We start from the raw sequence: 13794 nt of genomic DNA on the forward strand, positions 1-13794 counted from the left end.
CATAACAAACATATTCGTGGTGTTTTGTTTGATGTTTAGTATTCCCGTGCAAGCCAATTCTATCAATGCCTTGCTTAACGTGTCCGCAATTAGAACACCGTTGGGTACTGGGATAATACCGATCCGCTAAAAGTAATGTTTTGCCGTACCAGTCACACTTATAAGTTAGAACTTGTCTAAAATAGCCGAACAAAGAACGCTGTAAACCTTTTGAAGCAATATGGGTCATTTGCATTTTTTTCACATCTAAATCTTCAATCACGATTTTATCGTACTGGTTTACCAGATGGGTGGTAAATTTCTGTATCAAATCGTGTTGAATATTGGCCACTTTTCGGTAACTACGCTGTAACTTGGCTTTCATTTGGGCGTAATTTTTACTTTTAATACCTTTGATGCGACCGTTTACCACACGTTTACGAGCTAATAAACGTTGATAATGTTTAATGCGCTGATAAAGTCGTTGTAACCGCTGGGGACAGGCGTTAAAAATACCACCGGTATAGTTCAAGTGACCAACGTTTACGTCGACTCCAGTTACCTGTCTTGTTTTAGGCTTGGACGTAACTTCAGCGACTTCAAACGGCAAGCTTGCCCAGTAGGTACCATTCTCACGATAAATGGAAACTACTTTTAAAGTACCGATTAAATGACGCGCACCCCGGAATGGGATGTCGTACCAACTCGCTATACCATGAGGTTTGTCCAAGCGTAATCGACCATTAACAATTTTGGCACGATCCGTTTTAAAACCTTGACGAGGTGCCTTTTTGGATTTAAACCGTGGCTTCCCCCAGTCTGGCAAGGCTTGGTCAAAGAAGTTTTGCCAAGCCTTGCCTAGATCAGTAATGGCTAATTGTAAACAGCGCGCAGACAACTGATATTGCCAGTCTTGCTTATTGGCGACTAATTCGTCACGCACTTTACGCGCAGTGGGGCGCAATTTCTTATCAGCCATGATTTGCGAACTATCGTACATTGCATCCCAAATGGCAAGACCTTGATTCCAGCAATAACGGCGATAATCACAGAGTTGCGCTAAAATACGGCGCATAGTGGCATTCGGATATAATCTGACTTTTACTGTTTGCATCATCTCGATACCCCCCTCTTGTGATCAGCTTCACCATACAGGGTTTTAATGAAAAGGTCTACTGTTCTGCTATTTTAGTTTTGAGTTTCATTCATATCTACATTTTTAAATCAATCTCTATGAATGACATGTTTCGGATTAATTCGATGTTATGCTATGTTTTTGTTAACAGCTATTAGCTCCTTCGCCAACGTGTGCCTTGGGCGGTGTCTTCTAAGACGATACCCTCCGCTTTTAATTGATCGCGAATGGCATCACTTTTGGCATAATCTTTGTCTGCCCGCGCCTGTTTGCGATCTTGGATCAACTGTTCAATTTCATCATCTAATAAAGCGGTGGTTTTAAACGTAACCCCAAAAATGGCCAACCATTGAGTAAAGGCTGCTTTCAAGGCTGTGATCGTGTCGCATTGCACGGTGGCTTGGGTGCTGTATTGGTTCATCAGCTTCGCCAACTCATAAACCACGCTCATGCCATTTTGCACGTTAAAGTCATCATCCATGGCCTCAATAAAATCAGCTGCTAGCTGTTCTAATTGCGTCGTGATCGTTGCATCTGCACCAGCTACCGCATCCTTTTCACGATAACTTAAATTATCAAAGGCGATGCGCAACTTGGTTAAATTATTTTCAGTTTCTTTCAGGGTGTGCTCGCTATAACGAATCGGCCGCCGGTACTGGGTGGTGGCCATGAAGAAACGCAAAACTTGTGGGTCAACCCGTTTCAGTAAATCGTGAACCGTCACAAAGTTACCTAAGGACTTGCTCATTTTTTGATCATCGTCCCCAATGGTCACAAACCCATTGTGTAACCAATAATGGACAAATGGCTTGCCAGTTTTGGCCTCACTTTGGGCGATCTCATTTTCATGGTGTGGAAATTCCAAATCTTGACCACCAGCATGAATATCAATGGTTTCACCTAAATACTTCGTGGCCATCACGGAGCATTCAATGTGCCAGCCCGGCCGTCCAGTGCCCCAAGGCGCTTGCCAAGCAATCTCCCCAGGTTTGGCATTCTTCCACAAGGCAAAGTCGATTGGATCTTCTTTGCGTGCTGTTTCTTCATCTGCCGTATGTTCACTGGCGCCTTGTTCTAATTGGTCAATGTTTTGATCTGATAAACGGCCGTATGCCGCAAACTTCCGGGCCCGATAATACACATCTCCTGCCACAGCGTAAGCGTAGCCTTTATCGATCAAGGTTTGGATAAAGTCAATGATCGCCGGAATATTATCCGTTGCGCGTGGGTGCAACGTGGCCGGTTCAACATTTAACGCGGCGGTATCGTCATTAAAAGCGTTAATGTACTTATCTGCCAACTGCGGTACCGTTAAGCCCGCCGCAGCGGCCTGCCGAATCATTTTATCATCTACGTCTGTAAAGTTAGACACGTACGTCACTGCAAAGCCGCGAAATTCAAAGTAGCGGCGAATGGTATCAAATGCCACCACTGACCGGGCATTGCCAATATGAATGTAGTTGTACACCGTTGGGCCGCACACATACATTTTAATTTGATGCGGCGTAATGGGTTCAAACACTTCTTTTTGACGTGTTAATGTATTGTAAACTTTTAGCATGTTTTCCCTTCTTTCAACAACAGCACGATAACAAAAAGCGCCCTTCGTCAGCTGACGAAAGACGCAAAGCGTGGTTCCACTTTCTTTTTAGCGCATCAAAAGATCCGCCCTTGAGGTGCTAACGGCGCCACCGCTGACTGATACTTTGTTCCCAGTCAATTGTTCCAAGATGCATTTGGCGTCCTGCACTTATGCTGTTTCAGCGCCCCAGCACTCTCTGTAAAGTTTCATCGCGCTACTTCTTCTTGGCCTTATTCTTGAATGCCTAATTCTGTCATCGTCACTTGAATATGGTGCAATGCCTTTTCACGGCCTAATAATTCAATGGCTTCAGCAATTTGTGGACCATGCGACGCACGTGTCGTCGCGATTCGAATTGGCATGTATAATTGCCGGCCTTTAACGCCCGTTTCGCCACGGACGGCTTGAATGGTCGCATTGATCTCAGTGGCGTCAAAGATCTTGACGTTTTGGATCAACTTGTAAAATGTCTTCAAAACCGTTGGTGCTGTTTCAGCTGCCATTTCTTTCAAAGCGGCTTCGTCCAATTTAGGTGGTTCATTAAAGAAGACTTCTGATTCTTCCACAACTTGTGAGGCATAGCTCATTTGATCATGGTACAAACTGGTTAACGTCCGTGCCCATTCAATAGTCTTGCTATCAGGATCTGCAGGCAAACGACCTGCTTTGATTAACTGATAGATTACCATATCTGTGACCCGACTGCTAGGGGTTTGCTTCATGTATTGGTTGTTGACCCATTCCAGCTTCTTCGCATCAAATTTCGCAGGTGATCTGCTTAAACGATTTGGATCAAACATTTTGATCAATTGTTTTTGGTTAAAGATCTCATCTTCACCAACTGGTGACCAGCCTAACAAGGTAATGAAGTTAAACATGCCTTCTGGTAAGTAACCTAATTCACGATACTGTTCAATAAATTGTAAGGTATCTTCATCACGCTTTGATAATTTCTTACCGGTCTTCGTATTAATGATCAAGGTCATATGGCCAAAGACTGGGGCTTCCCAACCTAAAGCTTCATAAATCATCAATTGTTTTGGCGTGTTGGCAATATGATCGTCCCCACGCAAGACGTGCGTGATTTTCATCAAATGATCATCCACAACCACCGCAAAGTTGTAAGTTGGCATCCCATCACGCTTCAAAATGACAAAGTCGCCGCCAATTGAATCTGAATCAAATTCAATGTGACCTTTGACCATGTCATCAAATTCGTACTTTTTGTGAACTGGGACTTTAAACCGGATCACTGGTTGGACGCCTTTTGCTTTTGCAGCAGCGATTTTAGCCGCCTTTTCGTCCGCATTTAAGCCAGCATATTCATCAACGTAATGAGGCATTTCATGCCGTGCTTTTTGGGCCTCACGTTGGGTTGCAAGTTCATCCTCGGTTACATAAGATTCATAAGCCAAACCTTGATCAACAAGTTGCTGAATCAAAGGTAAGTAAATGTCCTTACGTTCTGACTGACGATAAGGGCCCACATTGCCGGGTTTATCAGGACCTTCATCCCAATCCATTCCCAACCACTTCAGCATGGTTAATTGGCTTTCTTCGCCGCCTTCAACATTGCGTTTGGTATCTGTATCCTCGATTCGAATAACAAATTCCCCGTTATTATGACGGGCAAAAAGATAGTTAAATAGTGCTGTCCGCGCATTCCCAATGTGTAAGTGGCCTGTAGGACTCGGTGCATACCGCACACGAATTTTTTTATCTGCCAATTGAATTCCGCCTCTTTCTACTTTTTCCCAATCGCATTAACAACCCGCTAATGTCCGATTGGCATTCTTTTTCATTTTACCCGTTTGGGGCTTGTTTTGTAAAGCGTATCTCAGCGCTTTATCATTAATCTTTATTATGTTCCCGAATTCCTTTGCGTGCGTGCAATGGTCGTGCGAAAATCATGCGTCCAGCCGCGGTTTGAAGCGCGCTGGTGACCACCACATCCAGCTTTTTATTCATATAATATTGACCATCTTCGACCACGATCATGGTGCCATCTTCGAGATAAGCCACCCCTTGCTGGCGTTCCGTCCCAGACTTCACCACCGTCACCGTCATCCCATCACCAGGAATCACCGCTGGCTTCATGGTATTGGCCAATTCATTGATGTTTAGCACCGGCACGTTTTGAAACTGACTGACCTTGTTTAAATTGAAGTCGTTGGTGACCACAATGCCATCTAGCAGTTTGGCCAATTTGATCAATTTCAAATCGACTTCCGTCAGATCTTCAAAATCGCCGTCATACATTTCAACTGGCATTACATCCATTTTTTGCAAGTCATTTAAAATGTCCAACCCACGCCGTCCTTTGGCCCGCTTAAGGGTATCGGCTGAATCAGCGATCAGTTGCAATTCATGCAGCACAAAATTAGGGATCATTAACGTGCCTTCAATAAAACCGGTTTTGGCAATATCATAGATGCGACCATCGATGATCACACTGGTGTCTAAGATTTTATATTTATGGAAGTTTTCGTCTGCTTTCCGTTCTAAAACCTTTTCATCATTGGCCTCAACAGTTTGTTTTTTACCAATATTTTGGAATAACTTGCGCCAATCATCGGTGCGCGTGGTCCCAACGCGGAACCCTAAATAGCCTAAAATCAACATTAAAACAATCGGCGTCACAATATTGAAGACAAAGAAGTCCATGTGATACAGCGGAATTGAAATAATATTCGCCAAAATCAAGCCAATAATGGTGGCTAAACTCCCAAATAAAATATAAGTTGGGGTCTGAGCGCTGATAAAATTCTCGGCCCGTTTGATCAACTTATCAATTGCACGTGAAATGGGAATAAATAAGGCAAAAGACAATAATAGGAAAATAATAGCACCGACCAACACGTCAATTAATAAGTTGTTCACGTAATGCAAGTTCATTAAGCCGACAGCGCCCCAAATCAAGGGCATAAACGCCGCTCCTAATGAACCGCCAACTAATACAAATAAAATCTGAATAATGCGTTTACGCATTCTGACTTCACCTCACTTTTTGATTAATTAAATGCTTTACGCAGCGCTTCGGAGATTGTCGTCACCCCGATGACTTGCATTTCTTTCGGCAACGTTAACCCCGTTAAATTGTTTTTCGGAATAAAGGCGCGTTTAAACCCGAGTTTAGCGGCTTCTTTAATCCGCGGTTCAATTTGACTGACACTGCGCACTTCGCCGGTTAACCCAATTTCACCGATAAAACAATCCGTCGATTGGGTTTCTTTATCTTTATAAGAAGAGGCAATGCTTACTGCAATGGCTAAGTCAATGGCAGGTTCGTCTAGCTTGACACCACCAGCCGCCTTTAAATAAGCATCTTGGTTTTGGAGCATTAAATTAGCGCGCTTTTCTAACACCGCCATGATCAATGCCGCTCGGTTGTGGTCTAACCCTGCCGTAGTACGCTTGGCATTGCCAAACACGGTTGGCGTGACTAACGCTTGGATCTCCACCAAAATCGGGCGGGTCCCTTCCAACGACACCACTACTGCCGAACCTGTGGCACCGGCCAGTCGTTCTTCTAAAAAGATCTCCGACGGATTTTTAACTTCCATTAAGCCACCATTGCGCATTTCAAAAATACCGATTTCATTGGTTGAACCAAACCGATTTTTAACCGACCGTAAAATCCGAAAGGCGCGATTACGATCCCCTTCAAAGTACAATACGGTGTCCACCATATGTTCCAAAATTTTAGGCCCGGCAATAGCACCATCTTTGGTCACATGTCCGACGATGAAAATCGTAATTTGGTTTTGTTTGGCAATTTGCATTAACTGCGCCGTCACTTCACGAATTTGAGACACACTGCCGATAGCCGAGCTTAATTCGGCCACTTGCATGGTTTGAATCGAATCAATGATCACGTAATCTGGCTTCAACTCATTGATTTGTTTGCGAATGCTGCCCATATCCGTTTCAGGATATAAATATAACTGCTGCCCAGAAACTCCTAAGCGCCCAGCCCGTAATTTGATTTGAGAAGCACTTTCTTCCCCTGAAACGTATAACACACGGGAGCCCAGTTGACTGAGTTGACCGGAAACCTGCAACAACAAGGTAGACTTGCCGATGCCGGGATCCCCACCGACTAACACCAGGGAACCTGGCACAATGCCACCGCCTAAAACACGGTTTAATTCATTGAGTTTGGTTTTGATGCGTGGTTCTTTTTCAAAGGTCACTTGGGCCATCAGTTCTGGTTTAACCACCCGACCGGCTAAATTCGTATGGCCGTTGACTTGCTGTTTCTCAGTTTTGATCTGTTCTTCAACCATTTGGTTCCAAGCGCCACAATTGGGACACCGCCCTAAAAACCGCGGTGATTGGTAGCCGCAATTTTGACAAATAAACTGTGTTTTTGCTTTAGCCAAGCACTCACCCCTATCCTAAATGCCATGAAAATAAAACTGAAAACCACTTTTATTTTAGCATATTTCTGAAATTCTTAATACGGCTTAAGTCCTATCTTACGCGGTTTAGCGTCCTGAAGAACCAAAACCGCCGGTTCGTTCGGCATTACCGCCATTGTCTTGATCTGCTTGTAAGTAAGACATAAAAATCCCTTGACCTAAGCGTTCCCCTTTTTTGATCACAATATCGTGGGTGCTACAGTTCACCAATTGGAAAAAGATCTCGCCTTCATTTTTCGGATTGTTGTAATAATCAGCATCCACCACCCCAACACCATTGGGCAACACTAACCCGTGCTTCAACGGATTACTGGAACGATTGGCCAATTGCAAATATTCACCTGGCTGCATATAAGCCTTGATCCCCGTTGGCACCAAGTAAGGCTTTAAAACATGATCAGCCGCCGCAATATCATCTGCGCTCACCTGGTCTTGATACCGAATTTGCCACAATAACTTCAAAAAATTGCCACGCCAAATAGATGGTAAGGTAAAGTCTTCAGCCGCCGCAAAGTCATACCCAGCCGCTTGCTTAGTCGCCCGTTGTGGCAACTGTAACCCCGCCTCTTGATACCGACTGACAATTTCAAACCCTCGTTGTTGCATGTCCTAACCTCCATGATCACTTTTTAATATCGTCCTATCATAGCATTTATTTCAGCGCTTGCGGCGGCTTTTCAACTGCTTTTAATGAAATGTTAAGGCCACCTTGCTTGTGCTTCCTCACAGAATTACGTAAAATAACAATTAAACCATGATTACTCAATAGAAAGTGAGGTTTTCCAGATGGAATTCCAATGTGAACCAGGCCGTTTTTTCAATGATGATGCGCAAGGCCGCTTAGTGGCAGAAGTGACTTATCAAACTTTGCACGACGGTCAAGTCTACGCCATCGATCATACCTTTGTCCGCGACGACCACCGTGGTCAAGGAATCGCTGGACAACTGATCAAAGCTGTGATCGTTAAAGCCCAAGCCAACAACGTTAAAATTGATCCGATCTGTTCCTACGCCAAAGCCTTTTTCCAGCGCAAACCCGAATACCAAGCGCTACTCGCTGACTCAGCGCGTTCATAATGCCGGGTATCTGACGTTAATATTTTAAAAGAAAGTAGTGACTCGATTGTCTCAACCAATTTCAGAAGCAACGATCAACAAATTTAAACAAGCGCTTGCCAATAAACCTAGTGCTGGTGCACTACAACGTGCCGTGATGAACAACGGCATTAACGCCACCAGTGAAAGTACCGCCGCAAAAGCCAAAATGGCGCAGACTTTCTCCATCGACTTACACGCTGAAAAAGTCGCCAATCAAAAACAAAGTGGTCGTTGCTGGATGTTTGCTGCCTTGAACACCATGCGCCGCTCATTAGCGGACCAGTTTAACCTAAAGGATTTTGAATTATCCCAAAACTATACCTTTTTCTGGGACAAATTTGAAAAGTCAAATTACTTCTATGAAAATATCCTTGCCACAGCAACTGAACCAACTAGCAGTCGAAAAGTGGCCTTTTTATTAACCACCCCACAACAAGATGGTGGCCAATGGGATATGCTCACCGCTTTGATCGACAAATATGGCATTGTGCCGAAGTATGCCATGCCTGAAACTTACAGCAGCAGTAAGTCCAGCGAATTAAATGGGTTATTAAACTTAAAATTACGGAAAGACGCGGTTACCTTACGTCAACTGGTTCAAGACAAAGCTAGTGACGCCGAGATCAGCACTGCCCGTGAAAAAATGTTAGGTGAAGTTTACCGTATTTTGGCGTACACCTTAGGTGAACCACCGGTTGAATTTGACTTCGAATACCGTGACGATAACAAAAAGTACCATATTGACCAACACTTAACGCCAAAGGCCTTTTTCGATAAATATGTGGGCTGGGACTTAGATGATTATCAATCGATCATTAACGCCCCAACAGAAGATAAGCCTTACAACCAACTATACACGGTTGAAATGTTAGGCAATGTGGTGGGCGGACGCCAAGTGCGGCACTTAAACTTGAACATTGACGACTTCAAACAATTGGCCATTAAGCAATTGGAAAATGGTGAAGCCGTTTGGTTCGGGAGTGATGTGGGCCAAGCTTCTGATCGTCAAATCGGGATCATGGATACTGCGATTTATGACAAAGATGCCCTCTTCGACGTTGATTTTGGGTTAACCAAAGCGCAACGCTTAGACTATGCTGAAAGCCTCATGACCCACGCCATGGTGATCACCGGGGTTGATTTAGTCGCTGGCAAGCCAACCAAGTGGAAGGTCGAAAACTCTTGGGGTGACAAAGTCGGTGAAAAAGGTTATTTCGTGATGAGTGATGCTTGGTTTGACGAATTTGTTTATCAAATCGTCATCAACAAAAAGTATTTATCTGATGCCCAACAGGCCAGCACCAAGAAGGATCCGAAAGTGTTAGCACCTTGGGATCCAATGGGGGCTTTAGCCAGCCACTAAGCGTTTTTGAAAAGTGTCCTGTACAGAAATCCGCTCTGTACAAGATGCTTTTTTGATTTACAATGTTTTTTTGGTCCAAACCGTTATATAATGTACCATTGATAATACTTTTTTAAGATTATCCTGAACACCGCTTTATGATACATAAAGCGAAAGGTAGGCTTTGCAATGCAAACATTTAAAGAACAATCTGAAAAAGCACGTCTACACAATAAAATGACGTTAGGCGGGCTTTTAGTGACGCTTGGCGTGGTCTATGGTGATATTGGAACCTCCCCGCTTTACGTCATGAAATCAATTATTGCCGGTAATGGTGGAATGGGGCATTTTAATACTGATTTTGTGATCGGCAGTGTCTCTTTGATTTTTTGGACGATCACCTTGCTCACCACCGTTAAATATGTGGGCATTGCGTTACGCGCTGATAACAAAGGTGAAGGTGGGATTTTCGCCTTGTACACCTTGATTCGCCGGCGCGCGCTATGGCTGATCGTCCCGGCTATGGTTGGGGGCGCGGCGTTGCTAGCGGATGGGATGCTCACCCCAGCGGTGACGGTCACCACTGCGATCGAAGGCCTGAAAGGCGTTCAAATTGGGCAACATATTCCCATTACCAACCAAGAAACCGTGATTATTTGGACCATGATCATTCTCTCCCTGCTGTTTTTCATTCAACGGTTTGGGACCAGTTTAATCGGGAAAGCGTTTGGGCCAATCATGTTGCTTTGGTTTACCTTTATCGGCGTGTTAGGGCTGAGTTATATTGTACAAAGCCCTAGTATTTTAAAGGCCCTGAACCCTTATTACGCCTTCCATTTGCTGGTGAGCCCCGACAATAAAGTCGGCATTTTCATTTTAGGCAGTGTGTTCTTGGCCACAACTGGGGCGGAAGCGTTGTATTCTGATCTCGGCCATGTGGGCCGCGGCAATATTTACGGCAGTTGGCCTTATGTGAAAATCTGCTTGGTTTTGAATTACTTTGGTCAAGCGGTTTGGATCATTAACAACGCCCATGTCACCCGCTACAATCACCTGAACGACTTTAACCCATTTTTCGAGATCATGCCCAGCTGGCTGCGCTTATTCGGCATTATCATGGCTACGTTAGCCGCCATTATCGCGTCGCAAGCGTTGATCTCCGGCTCATTTACGTTGGTTTCTGAAGCCATTCGGTTGAAGATCTTACCCCGCTTACACATTGTCTATCCCACCAATACCAAAGGGCAGCTTTATATTCCAGCGGTTAATTTGATTTTGTGGGTCGCTTGCTTGGCCGTGGTCCTATTCTTCCAAACGTCTTCGCACATGGAAGCGGCCTACGGGTTGGCCATTACGGTGACCATGTTGATGACCACGTTGTTGTTGTATCAATATTTACGCAGCAAAAAGGCCAACCCAATTTTAGCTTGGCTCATGGTCTTGTTTTTCGGCTCAATCGAAACGATTTTCTTCATTTCATCAGCGGCGAAATTCTTACACGGTGGCTATGTCACCGCCTTTATCGCCTTCGCGTTAGTTGCCATTATGTTCATTTGGCAATACGGCGATTACTTAAAAAACAACAACTCTTACCGCACCGAAGACGTTTCATTACTGGCTTATAAAAACCAGTTAAAGCAATTAAAAGAAGATACCAGTTACCCACTATTTACCACCAACTTGGTTTACATGACCCGGGTGAAAGATAAATATCGCATTAAAAAAGAAATTCTCTATTCGATTCTAGACAAACGCCCGAAACGGGCTGAGGTTTACTGGTTCGTCACCGTTAACGTTACCGATGAGCCTTACACAGCGGCTTACACCACGGAAATGTTTGGCACCGACTATATGGTCAACGTTCAGCTTTACTTAGGGTTCCGCATGGAACAGCGGGTCAACGTCTTCTTACGCCAAGTCATTACCGAAATGATGAAAAATGGCAAGCTACCACGACAACCGCAACAGTACACCACCATTCCCGATCGGGCAGTCGGCGATTTCTCCTTTGTGATGATCCATGAAGATCTATCACCGGAAACCCAGATCAACGGCTGGGAAAAGGCGATTATTCAAGCGCGGCTATTCTTACAAAAAATCGCCTTAACACCGATCAAATGGTTTGGCTTAGAGTACGCGGACACCATGATCGAACACGTGCCGCTGGTCTTAGGTAAAACCTATTTCCACAAGTTACGCGAACTTCATCATTTAGATAAAATTCCACCTTCTGATACTGGTGAAGAAGAATAAACAATCAGAACCCCACTGTGAAGCGTTAGTATTGCTTCGCAGTGGGGTTCTTCGGTATTTATCATGCTAGGCATAAAAAATAGCCATCAACCATTTGGCTGATGACTACTTGCTGATCTTAATCGTCTTCTTTTTGGCGTTTTTTACCGAAGAAACCGAAAAGTCCGGCTGTTAAACCAAGTACGGCCCACCCAACCAAAGTGGTTGGCTCAGTGGTCGATGACCCAGTTTGTGGCAATTGTTGTGCTGACGCTGAAGCACTGATTTTGTGATGCTTTGTTGCCTGTGTTGCTGATGCAGTGGCATGTTGGGTAACCGCTGTTGCTGTTGTGGTGCTGATTTTAGTGCGCTGTTGTGCCACATAATGAACGGCTGCTAATGGCGTTAACTTACCATTGGCTTCGATTCGAACTGATACCGTTGCACAATCGGCTGTATAGCCTGCAATTTGTGGTACGGAGACCTGAATCACATCCCCAACGCTACCGGTCACGCCTGTCACAACTTGGCCCCCTAAATTACTAGGCAATACCACCGTTCCGGTGACCCGATTCGGGATATAAACCACCTGATTTGCACCGTTAGTTGCCACAATTGTGGTTAATTGTGCCGTATATCCTGGCAGGCTTGGCACCTGTACATGATAACCAGCAACACCGGTTACTTGAATCGGTGCAATGCCTTTTATAGGTTGCCCGTTGGCATCCACTGGTGTAATGATCACGGTGCTATTTTGCCAGTTAACCTCAGGCGTACTAACGTTTACTTTTTCGTAAACGTGCGTATTCGACACTCCTGCTGTGTCGTTTGGCAATACGTGGCCAGCATTCATGTCAATTGAAGTACCGGCTGGTTGAACGTCTTTTTCATAGACATGCGTGTTCGATACGTCCGCCATATCATCTGGCAATGCGTGACCGGCGTTCATATCAATTGAGGTGCCGGCTGGTTGAACGTTCTTTTCATAAACGTGACTTGGATCACTCACAACACTGCCATCTGCTGGCATCTCATTTGTACCAACTGTCCCGTAATTTGTTTCTGGCACGTAAACCACTTGATTCACACCATTGGTTGGTGTAATGGTGGTCGTCGTTGATGTATAGCCAGCTAAGTCTGGCACTTGAATCTCGTAACCCGCCACACCTGGTACTGTGATTGGTGCTTGACCATATAGCGGATTGCCACTCAGATCAACTGGTGTGATCGTGACAGTTTGCCCGTCTGTGTTGACACCTTCGGGTTGCGTTACCTTTTGATAAACATGATCTGGATCATTCACAATACTGCCATCTGCTGGCGTCTCATTTGTACCTACTGTCCCATAATTTTCATTTGGCACATAAACAACCTGATTCACACCATTGGTTGGCGTAATGGTGGTTGTCGTTGGTGTGTACCCAGCTAAATCTGGTACTTGGATCTCGTAACCTGCCACATCTGGTATGGTGATTGGTGTTTGGCCGTACAGCGGATTGCCACTCAAATCAACCGGTGTAATCGTAACAGTTTGACCTTCCGTATTGACGCCATCTGGCTGCGTTACCTTTTGATAAACATGATCTGGGTCGTTCAAAATACTACCATCTGCTGGTACATTATTTTCGCCTACTGTCCCGTAATTTTCATTCGGTACGTAAACCACTTGATTCACACCGTTAGTTGGCGTGATAGTCGTCATCGTTGGTGTGTACCCAGCTAAATCTGGCACTTGAATCTCATAGCCTGCCACACCTGGTATTGTGATTGGCGTTTGGCCATATAGCGGATTACCACTTAAATCAACTGGGGTAACCGTAACAGTTTGGCCTTCTGTGTTGACACCTGCTGGTTGAACGTCTTTTTCGTAGACGTGACTTGGATCACTTACAATACTGCCATCTGTTGGCGTCTCGTTCGTACCTACCGTCCCGTAATTTGGATTTGGCACATAAACCACTTGATTTACCCCATTGGTTGGCGTGATGGTGGTTGTTGTCGGTGT

At 44.7% G+C, this 13794-nt stretch carries 10 protein-coding genes; 3 read left to right on the plus strand and 7 right to left on the minus strand.

Features of this window, described 5'->3' with window-relative positions; translation table 11 throughout:
• From FC07_RS10645 to FC07_RS10670, 6 genes are all read right to left on the minus strand, one after another.
• Positions 1-1096, minus strand: a 1096-nt coding sequence (locus FC07_RS10645) for an RNA-guided endonuclease InsQ/TnpB family protein (protein ID WP_057905088.1), incomplete at its 3' end; no start/stop codon positions are given.
• A 172-nt stretch (positions 1097-1268) separates the two neighbouring features.
• A complete protein-coding gene (gene cysS, locus FC07_RS10650; protein WP_057905089.1) occupies positions 1269-2675 on the minus strand; it encodes a cysteine--tRNA ligase in 1407 nt (468 codons plus the stop codon).
• Between the two features lie 251 nt (positions 2676-2926).
• Positions 2927-4423, minus strand: a complete 1497-nt coding sequence (gene gltX, locus FC07_RS10655) for a glutamate--tRNA ligase (RefSeq protein WP_057905090.1) — start codon at positions 4421-4423, stop codon at positions 2927-2929.
• Positions 4424-4547: 124 nt separating this feature from the next.
• On the minus strand, positions 4548-5684 hold the full coding sequence (locus FC07_RS10660) for a PIN/TRAM domain-containing protein (RefSeq protein ID WP_057905091.1): 1137 nt from the start codon (positions 5682-5684) through the stop codon (positions 4548-4550).
• 23 nt (positions 5685-5707) lie between these two features.
• The gene (radA, locus tag FC07_RS10665) at positions 5708-7078 is read right to left on the minus strand and encodes a DNA repair protein RadA (RefSeq protein ID WP_057905092.1); all 1371 of its coding nucleotides are present in this window, start codon (positions 7076-7078) and stop codon (positions 5708-5710) included.
• A gap of 105 nt (positions 7079-7183) precedes the next feature.
• On the minus strand, positions 7184-7723 hold the full coding sequence (locus FC07_RS10670; protein WP_057905093.1) for a dCTP deaminase/dUTPase family protein: 540 nt from the start codon (positions 7721-7723) through the stop codon (positions 7184-7186).
• Positions 7724-7903: 180 nt separating this feature from the next.
• On the opposite strand from FC07_RS10670, the gene FC07_RS10675 reads away from it, so the two are divergent.
• From FC07_RS10675 to FC07_RS10685, 3 genes are all read left to right on the plus strand, one after another.
• Entirely contained in the window at positions 7904-8194 is a 291-nt protein-coding gene (locus FC07_RS10675; RefSeq protein ID WP_057905094.1) for a GNAT family N-acetyltransferase, read from the plus strand.
• A 46-nt stretch (positions 8195-8240) separates the two neighbouring features.
• Positions 8241-9578 (plus strand): C1 family peptidase, encoded by a 1338-nt coding sequence (locus FC07_RS10680; protein WP_057905095.1) that lies wholly within the window; start codon positions 8241-8243, stop codon positions 9576-9578.
• A 168-nt stretch (positions 9579-9746) separates the two neighbouring features.
• Positions 9747-11810, plus strand: a complete 2064-nt coding sequence (locus tag FC07_RS10685) for a KUP/HAK/KT family potassium transporter (RefSeq protein ID WP_057905096.1) — start codon at positions 9747-9749, stop codon at positions 11808-11810.
• Between the two features lie 118 nt (positions 11811-11928).
• Here the strand turns inward: FC07_RS10685 and FC07_RS10690 are convergent.
• Positions 11929-13794 (minus strand): LPXTG cell wall anchor domain-containing protein (locus tag FC07_RS10690; protein ID WP_057905097.1); only part of this gene is annotated, 1866 nt, incomplete at its 5' end.

This window comes from Loigolactobacillus bifermentans DSM 20003 (assembly GCF_001434575.1).
In the GTDB taxonomy this organism is placed as follows: Bacteria; Bacillota; Bacilli; order Lactobacillales; family Lactobacillaceae; genus Loigolactobacillus; species Loigolactobacillus bifermentans.